Origin of the sequence: Blastochloris sulfoviridis, from assembly GCF_008630065.1 — a bacterium.
GTDB lineage: Bacteria > Pseudomonadota > Alphaproteobacteria > Rhizobiales > Xanthobacteraceae > Blastochloris > Blastochloris sulfoviridis.
Map to the genome: position 1 here is coordinate 1 of NZ_VWPL01000025.1, position 20892 is coordinate 20892.

At 67.9% G+C, this 20892-nt stretch carries 17 protein-coding genes; 6 read left to right on the plus strand and 11 right to left on the minus strand.

The window, feature by feature from the left end; genetic code table 11:
* Positions 1-158: 158 nt before the first annotated feature.
* Positions 159-1343 (plus strand): pyridoxal phosphate-dependent aminotransferase, encoded by a 1185-nt coding sequence (locus F1193_RS12795; RefSeq protein WP_246164377.1) that lies wholly within the window; start codon positions 159-161, stop codon positions 1341-1343.
* 98 nt (positions 1344-1441) lie between these two features.
* Here the strand turns inward: F1193_RS12795 and F1193_RS12800 are convergent, their stop codons facing one another.
* The 3 genes from F1193_RS12800 to F1193_RS12810 form a co-directional block, all read right to left on the minus strand.
* Entirely contained in the window at positions 1442-2464 is a 1023-nt protein-coding gene (locus F1193_RS12800; RefSeq protein WP_150098202.1) for an amino acid ABC transporter substrate-binding protein, read from the minus strand.
* Between the two features lie 172 nt (positions 2465-2636).
* Positions 2637-3176, minus strand: coding sequence for a L,D-transpeptidase (locus F1193_RS12805; RefSeq protein ID WP_150098231.1), 540 nt, complete (start codon positions 3174-3176; stop codon positions 2637-2639).
* 147 nt (positions 3177-3323) lie between these two features.
* Positions 3324-3812: a hypothetical protein gene (locus F1193_RS12810; protein ID WP_150098203.1), complete on the minus strand. Its 489-nt coding sequence runs from the start codon at positions 3810-3812 to the stop codon at positions 3324-3326.
* Between the two features lie 733 nt (positions 3813-4545).
* Here F1193_RS12810 and F1193_RS12815 point away from each other — a divergent pair.
* From F1193_RS12815 to F1193_RS12830, 4 genes are all read left to right on the plus strand, one after another.
* The gene (locus F1193_RS12815) at positions 4546-5616 is read left to right on the plus strand and encodes a peptidylprolyl isomerase (RefSeq protein WP_170263617.1); all 1071 of its coding nucleotides are present in this window, start codon (positions 4546-4548) and stop codon (positions 5614-5616) included.
* 192 nt (positions 5617-5808) lie between these two features.
* Complete coding sequence (locus F1193_RS12820) at positions 5809-7266, plus strand: undecaprenyl-phosphate glucose phosphotransferase (RefSeq protein WP_170263620.1); 1458 nt, start codon at positions 5809-5811, stop codon at positions 7264-7266.
* Between the two features lie 66 nt (positions 7267-7332).
* Positions 7333-8118, plus strand: a complete 786-nt coding sequence (locus tag F1193_RS12825) for a polysaccharide deacetylase family protein (RefSeq protein WP_150098206.1) — start codon at positions 7333-7335, stop codon at positions 8116-8118.
* A gap of 5 nt (positions 8119-8123) precedes the next feature.
* Positions 8124-9002: a hypothetical protein gene (locus F1193_RS12830; protein ID WP_150098207.1), complete on the plus strand. Its 879-nt coding sequence runs from the start codon at positions 8124-8126 to the stop codon at positions 9000-9002.
* Between the two features lie 156 nt (positions 9003-9158).
* On the opposite strand, the gene F1193_RS12835 is transcribed toward F1193_RS12830, so the two are convergent.
* From F1193_RS12835 to topA, 3 genes are all read right to left on the minus strand, one after another.
* Entirely contained in the window at positions 9159-9914 is a 756-nt protein-coding gene (locus F1193_RS12835; RefSeq protein ID WP_246164379.1) for an NUDIX hydrolase, read from the minus strand.
* A gap of 8 nt (positions 9915-9922) precedes the next feature.
* Complete coding sequence (gene rnr / locus F1193_RS12840; protein ID WP_246164381.1) at positions 9923-12199, minus strand: ribonuclease R; 2277 nt, start codon at positions 12197-12199, stop codon at positions 9923-9925.
* A 133-nt stretch (positions 12200-12332) separates the two neighbouring features.
* Positions 12333-15038, minus strand: coding sequence for a type I DNA topoisomerase (topA, locus tag F1193_RS12845; protein WP_150098208.1), 2706 nt, complete (start codon positions 15036-15038; stop codon positions 12333-12335).
* A gap of 188 nt (positions 15039-15226) precedes the next feature.
* Here topA and F1193_RS12850 point away from each other — a divergent pair, with 188 nt between their 5' ends.
* Positions 15227-15454, plus strand: coding sequence for a hypothetical protein (locus F1193_RS12850; RefSeq protein WP_150098209.1), 228 nt, complete (start codon positions 15227-15229; stop codon positions 15452-15454).
* 9 nt (positions 15455-15463) lie between these two features.
* Here F1193_RS12850 and dprA read toward each other — a convergent pair whose 3' ends face one another.
* The 5 genes from dprA to F1193_RS12875 all read right to left on the minus strand — a co-directional run bounded on the left by dprA (position 15464) and on the right by F1193_RS12875 (position 20849).
* Entirely contained in the window at positions 15464-16648 is a 1185-nt protein-coding gene (dprA, locus tag F1193_RS12855; protein WP_150098210.1) for a DNA-processing protein DprA, read from the minus strand.
* Complete coding sequence (plsY, locus tag F1193_RS12860) at positions 16645-17304, minus strand: glycerol-3-phosphate 1-O-acyltransferase PlsY (RefSeq protein ID WP_150098211.1); 660 nt, start codon at positions 17302-17304, stop codon at positions 16645-16647. Before plsY ends, dprA begins: the two co-directional genes overlap by 4 nt.
* Positions 17305-17463: 159 nt before the next feature.
* Positions 17464-18768, minus strand: a complete 1305-nt coding sequence (locus F1193_RS12865; RefSeq protein WP_150098212.1) for a dihydroorotase — start codon at positions 18766-18768, stop codon at positions 17464-17466.
* A 19-nt stretch (positions 18769-18787) separates the two neighbouring features.
* Positions 18788-19741: an aspartate carbamoyltransferase catalytic subunit gene (locus F1193_RS12870; protein WP_150098213.1), complete on the minus strand. Its 954-nt coding sequence runs from the start codon at positions 19739-19741 to the stop codon at positions 18788-18790.
* A 94-nt stretch (positions 19742-19835) separates the two neighbouring features.
* Positions 19836-20849, minus strand: a complete 1014-nt coding sequence (locus F1193_RS12875) for a serine/threonine protein kinase (protein WP_150098234.1) — start codon at positions 20847-20849, stop codon at positions 19836-19838.
* Between the last annotated feature and the right edge of the window lie 43 nt (positions 20850-20892).

Consider the following 20892-nt stretch of genomic DNA (forward strand, 5'->3'; position numbering starts at 1 on the left):
AAGCGAAAAGTCGCCGCCTGGGACGACGACTTCCTCGCAAGCCTCCTGGCAGCGTGATTTTTCACCCGATTGCCCTGGTGGCGCGGTCAATGACGCGATCGAGACTGCGTCCTGCCCGAACCTGTTTCCCGCCGGCCACCTGTGCGCTATGCGAAGGCATGCTGAGCCCGCTCGATCCGCTTCTCCGCCCTGCGCCCCGCGCCGACATCGCCCCCTTTATCGTCATGGACATCATGGCGGAGGCTGCCCGCATCGAGGCGGCCGGCGGCCGCGTGGTGCATCTGGAGGTCGGCCAGCCGGCCGCACCGGCGCCGGCCACGGCACGGGCTGCGGCGGCGCGCTGCCTGGAGGAGGGACGCATCGGCTACACCACGGCGCTCGGCATCCCGTCGCTCCGGGGCCGGATTGCCCGGTACTACGCCGAGACTTTCGGGCTCGACGTGTCGCCGGAGCGCATCGTCGTCACCACCGGCTCCTCGGGGGCGTTCGTGCTGGCGTTCCTGGCGCTGTTCCAGCCGGGCGACCGCGTCGCCATCGCCAATCCGGGCTATCCGCCCTACCGCCAGATCCTCAAGGCGCTGGGCTGCGAGCCGGTGCTGATCGAGACCGGGCCGGAGACGCGCTGGGCGATCACCCCCGAGACGCTGCTCGCCGAGCATCGCAAGGCGCCGCTGGCCGGCGTCCTGGTGGCGAGCCCCGCCAACCCCACCGGCACCATGATGACCGGTGCGGCGCTGGCCGCGCTGATCGCGGCGGCAGAGGATGCCGGCATCCGCTTCGTCTCCGACGAAATCTATCACGGCCTCGACTATGCCTTCCCGGCGGCGGCGGCGACGGCGGCGGCGGTGTCGGAGCGCGCCACCGTGATCAACTCGTTCTCGAAATACTTCTGCATGACCGGCTGGCGGGTCGGCTGGATGGTGGTGCCGGAGCCGCTGGTTCGCCCGATCGAGCGCCTGCAGCAGAACCTCGCCATCTCGGTGCCGACCTTGAGCCAGGTTGCGGCGGAGGCCGCATTCGACGGCCGCGCGGAGATGGAGGCGGTGAAGCGCGGCTATATCGAGAACCGCCGCATCCTGACCGGCAGCCTGCCGAAGATCGGCTTCGACCGCATCCTGCCGGTCGACGGCGCCTTCTACCTCTATGCCGACGTCTCCCGCTTCACCAATGACAGTCTCGCCTTCGCCCGCCGCATGCTGGCCGAGGCCGGGGTGGCGGCGACGCCGGGGGTGGATTTCGACCCCCACGACGGCCGCCACTTCATCCGCTTCTCCTATGCCGGTTCGGCCGCCGACATGGCCGAGGCGGTGGAGCGCATCGGCGGCTGGCTGAAGACGGGCTGACCGCCGCGTCTGTCCAGCGGCCATAAGCAGCCCTCGCCACAAGGGCTGCGGAGAGAGGAAGCCGCCGCCGGTTTGAGCCGGACGATGAGGCGCCGTGATCAGCGCAGCGGCGGGGCGTAGAGAATTCCGCCCATCGACCAGAGCTGGTTCAGCCCACGCGGAATGCCGAGGCGCGACTTGGTGCCGACGTTGCGCTCGTAGACCTCCGCATAATTGCCGACCGACTTCACCGCGCGCAGCGCCCACGCATCGTCGAGGCCGAGCTTCTTGCCGAGGCCGCCTTCGACGCCCACCAGCCGGCGCACGTCCGGCTTGGTGGAGCCGGACGCCTCGGTGGCGTTCTGCGAGGTGACGCCAACCTCCTCGGCATTGACCAAGGCGAAATTGACCCACTTCACGACATTGAACCATGCCGGGTCGTCCGCCCGCGTCACCGGACCGAGCGGCTCCTTGGAGATGACGTCGGGCAGGATCACCGCCTCGGACGGCTTCTTCAGTTCGAGCCGCATGGCGTAGAGCGCCGACTGGTCGGCGGTCAGAACGTCGCATTGCCCGTCGGCGAGGCCCTTGAGCGCATCGGCCGGGGTGGGGAAGGGGCGTTCCTCGTACTTCATCGAGTTGGCGCGGAAGAAGTCGGCCAGATTGGCCTGGCTGGTGGTGCCGGTCTGAACGCAGACCTTGCTGCCGTCCAGTTCGAGCGCGGAGGTCACGTCGGGCTTGCGCATCACCATGAAGCTCTGGCCGTCATGATAGGTGATGCCGGCGAACAGCACGCTGAGGTCGGCCTCGCGCTCCAGCGTCCAGGTCGAGTTGCGCGACAGCAGGTCGATCTTGCCCTCGCGCAGCGCGTCGAACCGCTCGGCCGCCGACAGCGGCACGAAGCTCACCTTGTCGGGATCGCCGAGCGATGCGGCCGCGACCGCGCGGCAGAAATCGACGTCGAAGCCCGACCAGACGCCCTTGTCGTTGCGCTCGGCGAAGCCGAAGAGCCCCTGATTGACGCCGCAGGCGAGAGTGCCGCGCTGGCGCACGGTATCGAGCGTTCCGGCTGAGACGGCAGACGCGAAGGAGATCGTCAGCGCGAATAGAACTCCGGCAAATGCGCGGGCTTCGGTCGACATCGTATCAGCTCCGTGGCGATGGATTTGGTGCCGTCAATTCGGTGAGCGGACGTTCGCAGTCGGATCGCGCGCAAATTAAGGCCGCGAGACCGATCTCGCCGGAAATCCTCGTCCGGGCGGGACTTCCGGCGAACGCAAGGGAAACGCCGGCATGGGCGGCCGGCGGTGCGCATCAGATGCTGGCGCCGTGGCGGACGACGACCTTGGTCCCCAGCGGAATGCGGGCATAGAGATCGATGACGTCGCCATTGGCGAGGCGGAAGCAGCCCGACGACACGGCGCTGCCGATGGTCTCCGGCTGGTTGGTGCCGTGAATCCGATAGACCGTCTCGCCGAGATAGAGGGCGCGCGCGCCCATCGGATTGCCCGGCCCGCCGGCCATGAAGCGCGGCAGATAGGGCTGGCGCTGGATCATCTCCGCCGGCGGCGTCCAATCCGGCCATTCCGCCTTGCGCGAGATGCGCACCAGGCCCGACCACTGGAAGCCGTCGCGGCCGACCCCGATGCCGTAGCGCAAGGCGCGATTTTTGGGCTGGACGATGTAGAGAAAGCGCTCCGACGTGTGGATGATGACGGTGCCCGGCGCTTCAGTTGTGCGGAAGAACACCATTTGACGCGCGAACGGCCCGTCGGAGATCACCGTCTCCTCGGTCGAGATGCGGCCCGGCTCGTCGCCAATATCGAGCACCGAGCCCATGCCGCCGATCGGCATTGGCTGGGCAATTGCGGGCCGGGCGACGAACACGCCGGCCAGAAACACGCTCGTCAGGACCGCTGCGCCGATCGCACAAAAACTGAGGTTCCGACCACTGAACATAGGGTGCTCCTTTCAGGCGCTGTGGGGGTGTATCGGCCTGGATCAGGCCGGGCAGCGCACATAGACAAAGGTTCCGTAGCGTGAATTTGCGTCGGGATCGACGAAACGCATGACGATGACGTTCTCGGTGAACGAAATGACTTCGCGATCCTGAGGATCGCCGGGCGGGCCCTCGAAGCCGATATAGGCCTTGCCGCCGGGCGCACCCTTCAGCTTCAGCTCGTGGATCTGCGGATCGTCGGCGACGTGCATCATGATCCCGTCGGTTGGCCCCCGGCTGATCGTGTAGGGCAGCTTGCACTGGCTGCGCGCCTGCGCCTCGGTGCGCTTGCGGTCCTTCTCGTCGCGATAGGAGGCGATGCCCCAGTTGCCGAGCAGCTTATCCTGCGGGAAGGGCGGTGGCGCGGAGGCCATGGTGCCCGGCATCAGCGTGCCGCCCTCCTGGCGCGTGTCGGCGCAGCCGGCGAGGGTGGCGGCAAGCACCACCGCTGCGGCCGCGCCCGGCCACACGATCTTGCTGCTTAAGGTCATGTTCGACGCCCCCGCTACCCTGCTTCGACTTCGACACCTTCGGAACCGCACAGATCTTCACGGTCCCAACGTCAAGTTCACCATTCTTTTCAACAACGCTACGCCAGCCGTCGAGCGGCGGAAAGGGGAGGATGTGCAAAAATCGACGAGGCGCAGACAATACTTCTGGCGGATGTTGTCGCGCGCCAGAACCCTCCCGCCAAGCGCGACGACAATTCGAGCCGGGCCGTTCATCGTCGGCGTAGCGGCCCGCCGGTCGACACGGACGACGTTCAATGTCCCGGTCCGCCCGGCACCCGGTTCCAAGTGTCGGGGGGCGCCAAGTATCGGGGGCGCCAAGTATCGGGGTTCCAAGTATCGGGGTTCCACGTGTCGGGGTGCCACGTGTCGCGACAGGCAAGTATTGAAAACGCCTCATCCGCGACGCGATCCGGCGCGATCCGATCAAAGTCTTCCCGGCAGAGCTGAGAAGTTGTCCGGCAAAGGAGAATGCCTCAATTCGATCGCGAGAAGCACCAGATCGGTGCCTTCGAACCTGCGCACGCCCGAATCCCAAAGGTTGCAATATGTGGGCTCTGCACGTGACGCCAAGACTGGCCGGCATGACCGGACCGCGCTGTCACCGATATGTCTTTCACCTATCACACGTGCGTTACGGTGGGTCCGCTAATGAGGGCGGGGATCGAGAGACAGGCAGTGCGAATAACGACCGGCGAGGGCCTGCGCCGATGTTTTGCGCCGAACTTCTGCGCTACGTCGGTCGTCCTTGTCATTATCCGCGGCACGATCCGGCCTGACGAAGCTGCCTGATGCTCTTGACCATTACGCGCTCGTCAAGGAATTCAAGATGATCTTCCAGTCAGATTTCCAGACATCCGCATCACCTGCCAAATCACCTTCCAAGTCTGGCCGTTCCAGCCGGGGACTTGTGATGTGCTGTGCCGCGGCTTTCTTGACCGTGACGGGTCCGTGCTTCGGTGAGACGCCGGCAGCCGATCCGCTGGTCGCCCGCGTCGATGGCGTGGAGATACGGCAAAGCGACCTGGCGCTGGCGGAGGAGACCCTCGGCAAGACGGTTCCTCCCCAGGATGACGCGAAGCGCGAGTATCTGATCTCCTTCCTGTCCGACATGGTCATCCTGGCCAAGGCCGCCCAGAGCCGGAACATTGCCGACGAGGCCGACATGCAGCGCCGCATGACGTTCATGCGCAACAAGGCGCTGATGGACAGAATTCTCGAAGTGACCGGCGACGAGGCCGTCACCGACGACACGGTGCGCAAGGCCTATGAAGACGTGATCCTCTCCGCCCCGGCCGAGCCGGAGCTTCACCTGCGCAGCATCCTGTTCCGCTTCCCGGACCCGAACAACGAAGCCGAGGTGAAGGCCGCCGAAGACAAGGCGAAGGCGGCCATCAAGCGGATCGCCAAAGGCGAGGATTTCGTCGCCGTCGCCAAGGCGATGACCGAAAACCCCGCCGGCAAGGAAACCGGCGGCGACATGGGCTACATGACCCGCGGCCAGATGGGGCAGGAATACGCCGACGTTGCCTTCAAGCTCGAAAAGGGGGCCGTGTCGGCGCCGATCAAGACGCAGTTCGGCTGGCACGTCATCAGGGTCGAGGATCAGCGCACGCGCAAGCCGCTTGAGTTCGAGACGGTGCGCGACCGGCTTGAGGTGGTCGTCGCCCGCAAGGCGCAGATCGAACTCATCAACAAGCTGCGCGCCGAAACCAAGATCGAGCGGATCGACCCCGCGGAAACGGCGGAGACGCCGGTGCAGGCGGCGCAACCCGCGCAGAAGTGAGGCGTGCGGCCCGGCCGGGCCCAGGATCCAGACCAAGCTCCAAGCTCTTGGATCCAAGCTCTTGGATCCAAGCTCTTGGTTCCAAGTCTAGCCGTCGCCGGGCCGTTCCACTCCCCCTGGCGGTTCCAGTCACAAGGCCATCACCGATTGCGGCATCGTCGCTCACCGGGATGTCATGCGCGAGACGGAATGATGGTTGCCGTATCGGACATACTGCACAGCGCGGCGCCGACACCCCGTGCCCAGCGTCAGCGGCTCGGCATCGCCTTCAGCGCCGTCGAGCCGGTCGTTGCCACGGTCGATGCCCTCATCATCGGCGCTGCGGGCGTGCTTGGCGGCTCGCTCTATCATCTGGCCGTAGCGGGGCAGGCCGGCGAACTTATGCCCTATGCTGGGCTGGGGCTGATCGGCAGCCTTGCCTATGCGCTGGCGGCCAACCGCTTCGAACTGTACCGGCTGCAGAGGCTGGTGCAGCGCGACCGCGACTATTCGCAGATCGCGGCCTGCTGGCTTTGGTCCATGCTGGTCATCAGCATCGCGCTCTTCCTCATGAAACGCGGCGAGGATGTCTCGCGCGGGTCGGTCCTCTGCTTCGCGGGGATCGGCATCGTGGCGCTGCTGTCCTGGCGCGCGGTGGTGAGACAGTGGCTGTTGCGCGCGGTCGCCCGCGGCGCCATCCACGGCCGGAGGGTGGTGGTTCTCGGCACGGACGAGGAGTTTGCCGCCGGCGGCAGCCGCAATCTGATGATCCTCGGCGGCCTCGACGTGGTGGGGCGGGTGGTGCTGCCCCAGACCGGCGATGCGGCGGGGCGGCAGCGACAGGCGGCGGCGGTGAAGCAGGCGATGCGCCATGCCCGCAAGGCGCACGCCGAGGCGATCGTTCTGGCCCTGCCATGGGGCGACTCCGCCCTGCTCGAATTCGTGCGCGAGCGGCTGCGGGCGACACCGCTGCCGGTGCGCCTTCTGCCCGACAGCTCCATGCAGTCGATCCTGAGACACCGCAACTGGGGCACGCACCAGTCGCTGCTGGTGGAGATTCAGCGGGCGCCGCTCAGCACCTCCGAGCAGGCCTCCAAGCGAATCCTTGACATCGCGGTCGCCTCGGTGGCGCTGACCGCGCTGATGCCGCTGATGCTGGCGGTGGCGGCGCTGATCCGGTTGCAGTCGCGTGGGCCGGCAATCTTCCGGCAGCGACGCAACGGCTTCAATGGCAAGGAATTCGTCATCTACAAGTTCCGCACCATGACGGTGATGGAGGATGGGCCCGCGCTCGTCCAGGCGCGCCGGTCCGACAATCGAGTCACCCGCATCGGGCGCATCCTGCGCCAGACCAGCATCGACGAGCTGCCGCAGCTCTTCAATGTGCTGCGCGGCGACATGTCGATCGTCGGCCCCCGGCCGCACGCGCTCGCCCATGACGACGAGTACAGCCGCCTGATCGCCAATTACGCCTTCCGTCACCACGTGAAGCCCGGCATCACCGGCTGGGCGCAGGTGCATGGCTATCGCGGCGGCACGCCGCGCCTCGAACAGATGGCCAAGCGCATCGAGCTCGATCTCTGGTACATCAACAATTGGAGCCTCGCACTCGACCTGCAGATCCTGGCCCGGACAGCCTTCGAGCTGTTCCGCAGCCACAACGCCTATTGAGGCGCGCTACGAAATCCGGCCGATCGGGCCAGCATTTCGCCGCGAAGCTCAGCAAGAGATGCCCCCATGAAGAGAGCCGTTCAGACCATCGTTCGTGGGGCGCATCTCGCTCTCCTGCGCAAGCCGCTGCCGGACAGGATCTGCCTCTATGGTCATTCGCTGGCGGGCCGGCTGGCCGCTCTCGACGCGTTCCTGTCGCGCTTTTCCGACATGGGCTACAGATTCGTCGGTCCCGATCCGTTCTTCGAACAATCGGGGCGCATGATCCTGCTCAGCTTCGATGACAACTACAGATCCTGGTACGACGCGCTGCCGGTGTTCGAACGGCGCGGGGCTGTCGCGACCTTCTACGTCAACACGCTGCCGTTTCGCGACACCGCCTCGGCCGACGAACTGACGTGGTTCTTCACGCGGATCTCGGCCGAGGTCGAGCCGACGCTGTCCACCGACGATCTGCGGAGCATGGCGGCGTGCGGGCAGGTGATCGGCGCCCACACCCACACCCATCCGCTGCTGTCTGCCGTGCCCCATGAGGAGGCAAAGCGAGAGATCGCGCAGAGCAAGGAAATTCTCGAAGACGTCCTGGGCACCGGGATCGCCCATTTCGCCTATCCGTTCGGCATGCGGCGCCATTTCACCAAGGCGCTGCAGGACGATTGCTTCGAGCTCGGCTTCAGGACTGTCGCCACCGGCATTCCCTGCCAGCATTTCGGCCCGCTCCAGCCGGGGCTCATTCATCGCACCTGCTGGGATCTGGACGCGCCGTTCGAGCGCAATCTGGAGAACATCGCGATCGACGGCCGCCTGTATGAACGTCTCACCGGATACAATCCCACAGCAGGCGGATACTGACCGACATGGCGCGATCCCAGCTCGTCCCGATTACCGAGGATCTCCTTCCGGATGTCTGCCGGTTCCTGCATGCTGAGATGAACAGCGAGATTCCGCCGGAGACGTGGCTGGACTGGCTGCGCTATCCGTGGCTGGCAAACCCTCCCGATTACGGCTTCGCCTTGATCCAGCCGGAGGAGGGGGTCGTCGGCGTGATGGTCGCCTTCTATTCCGACCAGACCATCAATGGCGTGACCGAGCGGTTCTGCAACCTCGCCCACTATTGCGCCACGCCGAAATACCGGCCCGAGAGCATTCGCATGCTGCGGGCGCTGCTGGCCCGCAAGGACGTCACGCTCACCGCCTTCAGCTCCACGCGGCGCTCGATCGCCATCGGCAAGGCCACGGGCTTCCGGACGTTGGACGATCACGTCTACATAATGCCGAATATAAACTACAATCTTCTCCGGAAGCGTCCCCAGGTCATTACCGACATGGACCAGATCGTCGCCCGCATCGACGATCACAGCCGCCAGATCATCCGCGACCATGGCCCGTCGCCGATCCTGAAATATACATTGTTGACGGATGGCACCGCGTGGTGCCTGTCGATTCACAAGGTCGAGGCCCGCAAGGGGGTGCGGTTTTCCATCATCCTCTATTTGAGCGACCGGACTCTGTTCCGGCAATGGCTCGGGTCGTTCCTGGCGGCCTACCGGGCGACGGACGGCACCTGGCTGACGCTGTGCCAGCCGCGCTTCCTGCCGAAGCGTCCACTCCTCGCGATCGGGGTTGCCGAGCCGCGACCGCACATTTGCCGGCCCAAGCGGGTCGACCCCGAGCGCGGCGAGGCGCCGGTCGATCCGGCCGAGATTACCGGCCTCTATTCGGAACTGGTTCGGTGATCGGCGAACCGGACGGCCGGGCCGGCCGGCGGATCATACGGTTTCCGGCTGACCAAGCCTTCGAGCCGTATTCCGATCGCCGAAAACCCCGTTATCGAACAAGGGGTTTCGGCGAGGTCGTTTCCGGTATCCCGAAGGGATCAACCGGAAACCGTATCAAACCAGCGCCGTGCGCATGAACACCTTGTTGCGGAACCGGTAGAGCGGCACCGGCGTCGCGGCCGAGAAGCCGGCGGCGGCCTGATCGGCGATCTCTTCGAGCACGATGCGCGTGATCACCGCCATGTTGAGGTCGGCGGTCTGGTCGATCGGGACCCAGTCCAGCTCCACCAGCTCGGCGTCGGGTCCGATGACGCCGTCGATCCGGTCGACCACCGCGGACGCCTCGGCGACGAAGAAGCGGGTGTCGAACCGCTTGTTGCGGCCCGGCGGCGTGATCGCCCGAGCCACGAAGCGCAGCGGCGCCAGCGTCGGCACCAGCGCGCGCTCGGCGAAGGCGGCCCAGGCCGGGGACGGCGCCGCGACCGGGCCATCGGCCGGGGCAGCGATGAACAGGCCGGTTTCCTCGAAGGTCTCGCGGATGGCGGCGAGCGCCAGGGCGCGGGCGCGCGTTGCGCTCGGTCGCACCACTTGTTCCGCCAGCCGCCGGCTGCAGTCGGGATCGAGCGTGCCGTGCGCCGCCATCAGCCGGTCGCCGGCATCGACCGATCCGCCGGGAAACACGAACACGCCGGGCATGAAGCTGTGGCCGGCGTGACGGCGGCCGAGCAGCACCTTGGCGGTCGCGCCCGAGCGGTCGAGCAGGATCAGCGTCGCGGCATCGCGCGGGCGGCGATAGGGCACGGGTTTCATCATGCGCAAGGCTTCCTGGGTCAGCCGGGCGCTGCGGTCGGACAGAAGGGTGTCGGTCATGATGTCGCTTATTTTCGGGTTCGCCCGGAGCGGCGGGCCACCTTGCCGGTGAGCCGGCGGACCGCCCGCTTGCCGCTGCGCGGGGCGGGGGCTTCGAGGCGGCCCTCGGAGAGAAGCTCGAAGCGGAGCGCCCCGGCGACCGGCGCCGCCTCGACAAGCTTGACGGTTACCGTATCGCCCAGCCGGAACGTCTCGCCGGTGCGCTCGCCCACCAGCGCCATGCGGTTCTCCTCGAAGCGGAAGAAGTCGGCGCCGATCGTCGCCGCCGGCACGAAGCCGTCGGCGCCGGTCTCGGCCAGCTTCACGAACAGGCCGGCCCGGGTCATGCCGGCGATGCGGCCCTCGAAGCTGGCGCCGATGCGGTCGGCGAGGTGGTGGGCGATCAGCCGGTCGACGGTGTCGCGCTCGGCCGCCATCGCCCGCCGCTCGGCGACAGAGATCTCGGCGGCGGTCTCGGCCAGTTCTTCGCGGGTGATGCTCTCGGGCAGGGCGCCGTCGCCAAGCTTGAGCGCCCGGATCATCGCACGATGGACGATGAGGTCGGCATAGCGGCGGATCGGCGAGGTGAAGTGGGCGTAGCGGCGCAGATTGAGGCCGAAATGGCCGTAATTCTCGGCGGCGTATTCGGCCTGGGCCTGGCTGCGCAGGATCACCTCGTTGACGAGCTGGGCGGTGTCGCTGCCGGCGACCCGCGCCAGGATGGAATTGAAGTGCGACGGCCGCTGCACCGGCGCCTTGGGCAGGGCGATGTCGAGCGTCGCCAGGAAGGTGCGCAAGCTCTCCAGCTTCTCCAGCGAGGGCTGGTCGTGAACGCGATAGACCAGCGGCGTCTTCTTGTGCTCCAGCGTCTCGGCGGCGGCGACATTGGCGAGGATCATGAACTCCTCGATCAGCCGGTGGGCGTCGAGCCGCTCCGGCACGATCACCCGGTCGACCGAGCCGTCCGGCTTCAGGATCACCTTGCGCTCGGGCAGATCGAGGTCGAGCGGGCCGCGCGCCGCGCGCGCCTCTTTGAGCGCGGCATAGGCCGCCCACAGCGGCCGCAGCACGCCCTCGATCAGCGGCGCGGTCGCCTCGTCGGGCCGGCCGTCGATGGCTCCTTGCGCCTGCGGATAGGCGAGCTTGGCGGCCGAGCGCATCATCACCCGGTGGAAGGTATGGCGCAGCTTCTTGCCGCCGTCCGAGATCACCATGCGCACCGCCAGCGCCGGCCGCTCCTCGTTCGGCCTGAGCGAGCACAGATTGTTGGAGATGCGCTCGGGCAGCATCGGCACCACCCGGTCGGGAAAATAGACCGAGTTGCCGCGCAGCTTGGCCTCGCGGTCGAGCGCCGAGCCCGGCCGCACGTAGCGGGCGACATCGGCAATGGCGACGGTGAGGATGAAGCCGCCGGGATTGCCGGGGTCCGGGTCGGGCGCGGCGTGAACGGCGTCGTCGTGGTCCTTGGCGTCAGCCGGGTCGATGGTGACGAGCGGCAGCGCCCGCCAGTCCTCGTAGTCGTCGAGCGGCGCCGGCCGCGCAGCCTCGGCTTCGGCCAGCACGGCCGGCGAAAAAACGTGGGGGATGCCGTGGGCGTTGAGCGCGATCAGCGAGATGGCGCGCTCGGAGGCGATCGAGCCCAGCCGTTCGCGCACCCGCGCGGTGTTAAGGCCGAATCGTCCCTGGCGCACGAGGTCGGCGGAGACGAGGTCGCCATCCTCGGCCTGGCCCTCGGCGCCGGCCGGCACCGAAAGCTCGCGGCCGAGGCTCTTCTTGTCGACCGGCACCAGCCGGCCGCCGCCGCCGGGCAGGCGCCGGTAGAGGCCGAGAATGCGGGCCTTGGACTTGTCGAGAACCTTGAGCACCCGGCCGGCATGGCGGACATGGCCGGCCTCGTCGGCGCTCTCCTCGGTCTTCAGCAGCACCCGGTCGCCGACGCCGGGCGGGGGCGAGGCGGCGCGCCGCTGGCGAGGGATGTGCACCCGGACTTTCGGCGGTGGGCCGTGCTCCGCCGCGTCCCACTCGACAGGCTCGGCGAGAAGCTCGCCCTCGCTGTCGCGGCCGGTGATCTCGGCCACCACGACCGCCGGCAGGGCGCCGGGCACGTGCAGGCGCTTCTTGCGGCGGTCGACCAGCCCCTCGTCGGCGAGCTCGCGCAACAGATCCTTCAGGGCCGCGCGCTCGCCGCTGCCGAGGTCGAAGGCGCGCACGATCTCGCGCTTGCCGGCGCCCGGATGGGTCCGCAGGAATGCCAGCACCTCCTGCCTGGAGGGCAGCGCGGGCAAGGTTTTGGAGCGTTTGGGCAAATGCGACTCGCGGGGAGGCGTGATCGGAGCAAGGCTACGCGACGACGATGGCGAAACGGCGAACCGCCTCACAATAGGACGCGCCGGCGGAAACGTCACCGCTCCGGCGGCAAGGACCGCCTCAGGCCGAAGATCAAGCCTGCTCCGCCGGCTTTGCCTTGGCGGATTTCGGCTTTGCGTTGGTTTTCGCGGCCTTTGTCGCGGTCTTTGTCGTCTTCGCCTTTTTCGGCGCGGTCTCGTCCGTGGCGGCCGTGGCGGCCTTCGTCTTGGTCGTCTTCGTCGTCTTGGCCTTGGTCGTCGTCCGCTTCGGCTTCGGCCCGTCCGCTTCCAGCTTCTCGGCCCGCGCCTTGAGCAGGCTCACGGCCTGCTCAAGCGTCACGCTTTCGGGGGGGACGTCCTTCGGCAGCGTCGCATTGACCTTGCCGTGGTTGACATAGGGGCCGTAGCGCCCGGCGCGCACGCTGATCGGCCCGCCGAGCGCGGGGTGATCGCCCAGCACCCGGCCGCTGTCGGCGCCGCGGCCGCGGCCCGGTCCGCGCGTCTCCTTGGTCACGATCAGGTCGATGGCGCGGTTGGCGCCGATCGACAGCACCTCGTCCTCGGCCCCGAGATTGGCGTAGGTCTTGTCGTGCTGGACGTAGGGGCCGAACCGGCCGATGCCGACCAGGATCGGCTTGCCGGTCTCCGGGTGCGTCGCCACCTCGCGCGGCAGCGACAGCAGCGCCAGCGCGGTTTCGAGATCGATCGAGACGGGGTCCAGGCCGCGCGGGAAGCTGGAGCGCTTGGGCTTCTCGCCCTCGCCGAGCTGGACATAGGGGCCGAAGCGGCCGTTGCGGACGGTGACTTCGAGCCCGGTATCGGGATCCTCGCCGAGACTGCGATTTCCTTCGGCTTCCCCGGACCCGTCGCCATTGCCCGGCACCGCCAGCGGGCGGGTGTATTTGCATTCGGGATAGTTCGAGCAGCCGATGAACGAGCCGTATTTGCCGAGCTTCAGCGACAGCCGGCCGTCGCCGCAGGTCGGGCAGCGGCGCCGGTCGATCCCGTCGCCGAGGTCGGGGAAGAAGTGCGGCCCCAGGAGTTCGTCGAGGGCATCCAGAACCTGCGCCACCCGCAGGTCCTTGGTCTCGCCGACCGCGGCGGCAAAGTCGCGCCAGAAATCGCGCAGCACCTCGCGCCAGTCGAGCTCGGCATTGGAGATGCGGTCGAGCTGCTCCTCCAGCGAGGCGGTAAAGTCGTATTCGATGTAGCGCGAAAAGAAGCTCTCCAGGAACGCGGTGACCAGCCGGCCCTTGTCTTCCGGATGCAGGCGCTTCTTGTCGATGCGGACATAGCCGCGCTCGCGCAGCACGGCGAGGACCGCAGCGTAGGTCGAGGGGCGGCCGATGCCGAGCTCCTCCATCCGCTTGACCAGACTGGCCTCGGAATAGCGCGGCGGCGGCTCGGTGAAGTGCTGGGTCGATTCCACGCCGCGGCAATCCAGCGCCTCGCCGGTGTTGACCTTCGGCAGGCGGCGGCTCTCCTCGTCCTCGCCGTCGTCGTCGCGGTCCTCCTGGTAGAGCTTGAGGAAGCCGTCGAACTTGACGACCGAGCCGACCGCCCGAAGGTCGAGCTTGCGGCCGTCGACCGCGGCGACGATGTCGACGGTGGTGCGCTCGATCTCCGCCGACTCCATCTGGCTGGCGATGGTGCGCTTCCACACCAGCTCGTAGAGCTTCGCCTGGTCGGGGTCGAGGCGGCGGGCGACGCGGTCAGGGTGACGGGCCATGTCGGTCGGTCGGATCGCCTCGTGCGCCTCCTGGGCGTTCTTGGCCTTGGTGCGGTAGACCCGCGGCGCGTGCGGGACGTAGCGATCGCCGAACTCGGTGCCGATCACCCGGCGCGCCGCGGCGATCGCCTCGTCGGCGATCTGCACGCCGTCGGTTCGCATATAGGTGATGAGGCCGACCGTCTCGCCGTCGATGTCGACGCCTTCATAGAGGCGCTGGGCGATCTGCATGGTACGCGCCGGCGCGAAGCCGAGCTTGCGGCTCGCCTCCTGCTGCAGCGTCGAGGTGGTGAAGGGCGGCCAGGGATGGCGCTTGACCGGCTTCGCCTCGACCCCGGCGACGCGGTACTGGCCGGCATCGAGCGCCCGGGTCAGCGCCTCGGCGCTGGCGGCGTCGCCGACGTCGAGCCGGCCGAGCTTCTTGCCGTCGGCGCCGACGAGCCGCGCCTCGAACACGTCGCCGCGCGGCGTCTGAAGCCGGACCACGATGGTCCAGTATTCCTGGGTGCGGAACCGCTCGATCTCCAGCTCGCGGTCGCACACCAGCCGCAGCGCCACCGACTGCACGCGGCCGGCCGAGCGGGCGCCCGGCAGCTTGCGCCACAGCACCGGCGACAGGGTGAAGCCGACGAGATAGTCGAGCGCGCGGCGGGCGAGGTAGGCATCCACCAGCGCCTGGTCGATCTCGCGCGGATGCGTCATCGCATCCTGCACCGCCTGCTTGGTGATGGCGTTGAACGTCACCCGCTCGACCGCGACGTCCTTGAGCGCGCGCTTCTCCTTCAGCACCTCCAGCACGTGCCAGGAGATCGCCTCGCCCTCGCGGTCCGGGTCGGTGGCGAGAATGAGCTTCTCGGCACCCTTGACCGCACGCGCGATGTCGGCGAGCCGCTTGGCCGCCTTCGGCTCGATGTCCCAAAGCATGCGGAAATCGGCTTCGGGATCGACCGAGCCATCCTTGGCGGGAAGGTCTCGGATATGCCCGAAGGAGGCGACGACCTCATAGCCGGGGCCGAGATATTTATTGATCGTCTTCGCCTTGGCAGGCGACTCGACAACGACGACGCGCATCTCAGGCTCAAAAGGACGGTGGGTCACGCCGGAACTTCAGCGCGCGGAACATGAGGGGCGGAAGCCGGCCTGTCAAACGCCGTATCTCAAGCTTAACAATTACAAAGTGCATGTCCGGCAAATTATCGCAGGGGTTGCTTCTGGGAACATTTGTCGCTAACTTGTAATAGAAATGAGGGATCGCAACTATGGCACTCATTCTGGATCGCCGGAAACCGGAAATGGAAGCGCAGGCGCCGAACCGAGGATTGCCCAACCCGCGATATGAGGCGGAAACCAACGTAGCGGACTATATCGCGGAAGTTTCGGCCGAGTTGTCGATCATGGCCTATCGGAACAGCCTGCCGATGCTCGCTTATATCTTGGATATGGCGCGCCTTGAGGCGGAGTCTCACGCCGATAAGCAAAAATCCTGAGCAGCGGCGTCACGCCGCGGTGACAAGGCCGTTGCCAAGCCGTGTCAGCCGTCCGGCGAGGTCGAGTTCCAGCACTACGACCTGAACCGCGGCGGCGGACGCGGCGGTTAGCCTGATCAAATCATCGATCGACACCGGTGCGGGGCCAAGCAGCGCGGCGATGCGGTCGCGCAGGCTGTCATCCGGCGCGGCAACCACCGGCACTTGGTCGGGTTCGCGCAGCGACTTGTCGGCTGGTGTCAATGGCAGCAGCGGGGCCATGGATGCGAGCCCACCCGACGCAAACCCGCCCGACGTAAGCCCCACCCTTGGCCGCTCCAGGATCGGCCGCAGCGCCTCGATCACGTCGGCGGCCTCGGTCACCAGGGTCGCCCCCTGTTTCAGCAGCCGATTGCTGCCGCTCGCGCGCGGATCGATCGGTGAGCCGGGCACCGCGAACACCTCGCGGCCTTGTTCCCCGGCCAGTCGGGCGGTGATCAGCGAGCCTGAGCGCTCCGCCGCCTCCACCACCACGACGCCCAGCGCCATGCCCGAGATCAGCCGGTTGCGGCGGGGAAAGTCGCGCCCGCGCGGCTCCCAGCCCATCGGCATTTCCGACACCGCCGCACCCGTGCCGGTCAGCCGGTCGAGCAGGGGAATGTTTTCGGGCGGGTAGGGGCGGTCATGTCCGCCGGCCAGCACCGCCACGGTGCCGGTGGCGAGCGAGGCGTCGTGGGCGGAGGCGTCGATGCCGCGGGCCAACCCCGAGGAAATCACGAACCCGGCCGCGCCAAGGTCGCGCGCCAGCATGGCCGCCATCTTCTGCCCGGCGGCGGAGGCGTTGCGGGCGCCGACGATCGCCACCATCGGCCGGGTCAGCACCTCGGTTTGGCCGCGAACCGCCAGAAGGGGCGGGGAGTCGTCCTCTTCGCGCAGGCGCGGCGGATAGTCCGGCTCGCCGAGCGCGATGAACGCCACGCCGAGCCGGCGGGCGGCGGCGACTTCGCGCTCGATCTCGTCGCGGGTCGCCACCTTGATGCTGCGGCCACCGCCACGCTTGGCGAGAGTCGGCAGGGCTTCGATCGCGGCGCGTGCGCTGCCGTAATGATTGACCAGCGCCCGGAAGGTGCGCGGGCCGACATTCTGGCAACGCCACAGCCGCAGCCAATCCAGGCGGGTCGCCTCGTCAAGGCAGCGGCCCGCCGGGCCGGTCATGGGGCAGCATCCGGACCCGGCGGCGGGGCGGATGGCGCGGCCGGGGCCGCCGCGCCGATCCTGCTTTCCTTGCCCGCCCGCAGCCGGCTGATATTGGCGCGGTGCATCCACCACAGCAGCGCCGTCATGCCGACGAACAGATGCACCTCGTCGTCATAGCCGAAGAAGATGAGAAGCGACGGCGTGGCGATGCTGGCCACCAGCGCCGCCAGCGAGGAATATTTGCTCAACGCGGCGACCGCGAGCCAGATCAGGCAGAACGCCAAGGCCGCCGGCCAGGCGAGGCCGGCCAGCACGCCGATATAGGTGGCCACGCCCTTGCCACCCTTGAACTTGAGCCAGATCGGCCACAAATGGCCGAGAAAGGCGCCGAGGCCGGCGATCAGCGGCTGCTCGTCGACCCACAGATGGGCGGCGATCAGCACGGCGGCGGTCCCCTTCAGCGCGTCGAAGATCAGCGTCGCCGCCGCCAGTCCCTTGCGGCCGGTGCGCAGCACATTGGTGGCGCCGATATTGCCAGAGCCGATGGCGCGCAGATCCCCGGCGCCGGCAAGGCGGGTGAAGATGACCCCGAACGGGATCGTCCCCAGAAGATAGCCGAGCGCCAGTGCGGCGACGAAAGACGGCCATCCATATGTCCAGTCGATCTCCGGCATGATGCCCTCGCGATGGAAAAATCCAGACGATGCGACCCGGTGGCGGGCGATCTGCCGGCCACTTGCGGCCGCTGATCAATCCTCGCCGGGAAACCATTGAAGAGTTGGAGTTATCGGCGTTCCGACGGAGAGTTCCCGGTGGGCCCCCTCGCAGGTGGCTCAGACATATTCATAGACGGTGCGGCCGGCAACAAGAGTCCGCAGCACCCGTCCTTCCATCTTCGCCTCGTCGAACGGCGTGTTCTTGCAGCGCGACTTGAGGTCGGCGGGATCGAGCCGCCACGCCTCGGCGGGGTCGAACACGATGATGTCGGCCGGCGCGCCGGGCTTCAGCGTGCCGACCGCCAGGCCGAGAATTTCCGCCGGGCGGCTGGAGAGGGCGCGCAGCAGCTTCGGCAATGTCAGCTTGCCGGCATGCACCAGGCGCAACCCGGCCGACAGCATGGTCTCCAGCCCGATGGCGCCGGCCGCCGCGTCGGCAAAGGTGAGCCGCTTGGTCTCGACATCCTGCGGGTTGTGGTCGCTCATCACCACGTCGATCAGCCCGGAGGCGACCGCCTCGATCAGCGCCAGCCGGTCCTCCTCGCCGCGCAGCGGCGGCGACACCTTGAAGAAGGTGCGGAAGGCGCCGACGTCGAACTCGTTGAAGCTCAAATGGTTGATCGACGCCGAGGCGGTGACCGGCAGGCCGGCGTCCTTGGCGCGGGCCAGCACCTCCAGCGACTCGGCGCAGGTCAGCGAGGCGGCGTGGTAGCGGCCCTTGGTCAGCGCGACGAGCCGCATGTCGCGCTCGACCATGATGGTCTCGGCGACGCGCGGGATACCGGAAAGCCCGAGGCGGCTCGCGAACTCGCCCTCGTTCATCGCCCCTTCGCCGACCAGAGCGGGGTCTTCGGTGTGATGCACGATGAGCGCGTCGAAATCGCGGGCATAGGTCAGCGCCCGGCGGAACACCCGGGCATTGGTGACGCTTTTCGCGCCATTGGTGAACGCCACCGCGCCCGCCGCCCGCAGCAGGCCGATCTCGGTCATCTCCTGGCCGGCGAGCCCCTTGGTCAGCGCCGCCATCGGCTGGATGCGCACGATCGCGGTGTCGCGGGCGCGCCGCAGCACGAAATCGACCACCGCCGGATCGTCGATCGGCGGGTCGGTTTCCGGCTGGCAGACGACGGTGGTGACGCCGCCGGCCGCCGCCGCCTGGCTGGCCGAGGCCAGCGTCTCGCGGTGCTCGGCGCCCGGCTCGCCGACGAAGGCGCGCATGTCGACCAGGCCCGGCGCCAGCACGTGGCCGCGGCAGTCGACCACCTGGGTGCCTTCCGGCACGCCGGCCGACGCGATGCCGCGCGCCGCCTCGCGGATCACCCCGTCGGCGATCAGGAGATCGCCGACGAAGTCGAGATCGCGCGACGGATCGACGAGCCGCGCATTGGCGAACAGCAGCGGGCGAACCTCGCTCAACGGCATGACCGGCCCCCGATGGTGCTCATGCGTTCGGCAGGTGGCGGGCGAGCGCTTCGAGCGCCGCCATGCGCACGGCCACCCCCATCTCCACCTGCTCATTGATGAGGGACTGGGCGCCGTCGGCGACGCTGGAATCGATCTCGACGCCGCGGTTCATCGGCCCCGGATGCATCACCAGCGCGTCGCGCTTGGCGAAGCGCAGCTTGGCCTGATCGAGGCCGTAATAGTGGAAATATTCGCGCACCGAGGGCACGAACGAGCCATGCATGCGCTCGCGCTGCAGGCGCAGCATCATCACGATGTCGGCGTCGCGCAAGCCTTCGCGCATGTCGCGATAGACCTCGACGCCGAAGCGCTCGATCCCGGCGGGCAGCAGCGTCGAGGGCGCCACCACCCGCACCCGCGCGCCCAGCGTGTTGAGGAGGATGATGTTCGAGCGCGCCACCCGCGAATGCAGGATGTCGCCGCAGATCGCCACGGTGAGCCCGTCGATCGCCCCCTTGTTGCGGCGGATGGTGAGAGCGTCGAGCAGCGCCTGGGTCGGGTGCTCGTGGGCGCCGTCGCCGGCATTGATCACCGAGCAGTCGACCTTGCGGGCGAGCAGCGCCACCGCGCCGGAATCGCCGTGGCGGACCACCAGGATGTCCGGATGCATGGCGTTCAGCGTCACCGCGGTGTCGATCAGCGTCTCGCCCTTCTTGATCGAGGAGGAGCCGACCGACATGTTCATCACGTCGGCGCCGAGCCGTTTGCCGGCGATCTCGAACGAGGATTGGGTGCGCGTCGAGGCTTCGAAGAACAGGTTGACCTGGGTGCGGCCGCGCAGGACCGTGCGCTTCTTCTCGACCTGACGGTTCAGCGCGACGTACTCGTCGGCGAGGTCGAGAAGCCCGGTTATCTCGGGATAGGACAGCCCCTCGATACCGAGAAGGTGCCGGCGGCTCAGGACGAAGGAGGATTTGGGCTCAGGGGTCATGCCAAGGGGTGTCCTTAGCCGGTCTTGCCCCCGATCGACAAGCCGGACACGGCCGGCTGGGCCCGCCGTCCCCAGCCGGATGGCGCGGGTCGCCTCAGGTGCGGTCGGCGAGGTTGAGCCGGCCGGCGACGATCCGGCGCGTGGCGGCGCGTGCCTCTTCGGTCTCGGGCAGGGTGGCGACCAGATCGATCTGGTTCAGCGCCACGAGCCGCAGCACCTCCTCGTGCACGCTGCCGTCCGGGTGGCGGGGCAGGTACTCGACCACCTGCAGCAGTTCCGGCGCCTGATCGCAGCCCATCTCCTGGACGATGAAGCCGCGAATCGCCTCCGCGTCGAGGCCGGGGGCCTCGACGAACGCATAGAGGCCGCAGCCGCGGCGCGGGAACGGGTAGGCGGCGACGAAGGCATCGCGCACCTGCGGGTGACGCTTCAGCCACGCCAGGATCAGCGGTCCGTCATTGGTCAGGCGCTTGCCGCCGCCCTCGCGATCCTCGTAGCGCAGAAGGCCGCGGGTGATGGCGTTGTAGACCTTCTTGCCGGTCATCAGCCACAGCCGCGCCGGCAGCGACTTGCGGCCCAGCATGCGCCGCTCGGCGGCGGTGAGCGCCTGCGGGCAATAGCGGCGCTTGTGCTTGAGCAGGTGGCGCAGATCCTCGTGCGCCAGCACCCGGAACAGCTTGGAGCGGCGCGAAAACACCATCGCGAGCTGGAAATCGGTGAGGATGGCCTCGCCATCGGGACCGACCAGCCAGTTCTGCTCCTTGGCGAGGTCGTTGTGGACGACGCCCGCCCGGTGCAGCGCGTGCAGCATGCGCTTGGCATTGCGGAACCAGCCGGGATCGGTGGGCCGGGCCAGATGCAGCGGCAGCCCCTCGATGAAGGAGCGCACCAGGAAGCCGTCGCCCGCGTCGATCAGGTCCGGCCCGGCATTGAGGCCCTTGGCGGCCTTGAGCGCCGTCGCCTCGCGCCAGGCGAAGTGGTTGGCGATCGGCTTCACCCACCAGGCGACCTCGCCGAACAGGCGGCGCACCGCTGGCAGGCGCGTGCCGTCGACGCCGACATAGATGCCGCGCTCGATGGTGGAGAAGGTGTCCGACTTCAGCACCATCTCCGGCTCGAAGCGGCCGCGCGGCGTGGATGACAGTCCGAGG

Bases quoted from the DNA above. Each gene is read 5' to 3' on its own strand.
- F1193_RS12795 (WP_246164377.1), top strand. From the start codon at position 159: ATGCTGAGCCCGCTCGATCCGCTTCTCCGCCCTGCGCCCCGCGCCGAC.
- F1193_RS12800 (WP_150098202.1), bottom strand. From the start codon at position 2,464: ATGTCGACCGAAGCCCGCGCATTTGCCGGAGTTCTATTCGCGCTGACG.
- F1193_RS12805 (WP_150098231.1), bottom strand. From the start codon at position 3,176: ATGCCGATCGGCGGCATGGGCTCGGTGCTCGATATTGGCGACGAGCCG.
- F1193_RS12810 (WP_150098203.1), bottom strand. From the start codon at position 3,812: ATGACCTTAAGCAGCAAGATCGTGTGGCCGGGCGCGGCCGCAGCGGTG.
- F1193_RS12820 (WP_170263620.1), top strand. From the start codon at position 5,809: ATGGTTGCCGTATCGGACATACTGCACAGCGCGGCGCCGACACCCCGT.
- F1193_RS12825 (WP_150098206.1), top strand. From the start codon at position 7,333: ATGAAGAGAGCCGTTCAGACCATCGTTCGTGGGGCGCATCTCGCTCTC.
- F1193_RS12830 (WP_150098207.1), top strand. From the start codon at position 8,124: ATGGCGCGATCCCAGCTCGTCCCGATTACCGAGGATCTCCTTCCGGAT.
- F1193_RS12835 (WP_246164379.1), bottom strand. From the start codon at position 9,914: ATGACCGACACCCTTCTGTCCGACCGCAGCGCCCGGCTGACCCAGGAA.
- topA (WP_150098208.1), bottom strand. From the start codon at position 15,038: ATGCGCGTCGTCGTTGTCGAGTCGCCTGCCAAGGCGAAGACGATCAAT.
- F1193_RS12850 (WP_150098209.1), top strand. From the start codon at position 15,227: ATGGCACTCATTCTGGATCGCCGGAAACCGGAAATGGAAGCGCAGGCG.
- dprA (WP_150098210.1), bottom strand. From the start codon at position 16,648: ATGACCGGCCCGGCGGGCCGCTGCCTTGACGAGGCGACCCGCCTGGAT.
- plsY (WP_150098211.1), bottom strand. From the start codon at position 17,304: ATGCCGGAGATCGACTGGACATATGGATGGCCGTCTTTCGTCGCCGCA.
- F1193_RS12865 (WP_150098212.1), bottom strand. From the start codon at position 18,768: ATGCCGTTGAGCGAGGTTCGCCCGCTGCTGTTCGCCAATGCGCGGCTC.
- F1193_RS12870 (WP_150098213.1), bottom strand. From the start codon at position 19,741: ATGACCCCTGAGCCCAAATCCTCCTTCGTCCTGAGCCGCCGGCACCTT.
- F1193_RS12875 (WP_150098234.1), bottom strand. From the start codon at position 20,849: ATGGTGCTGAAGTCGGACACCTTCTCCACCATCGAGCGCGGCATCTAT.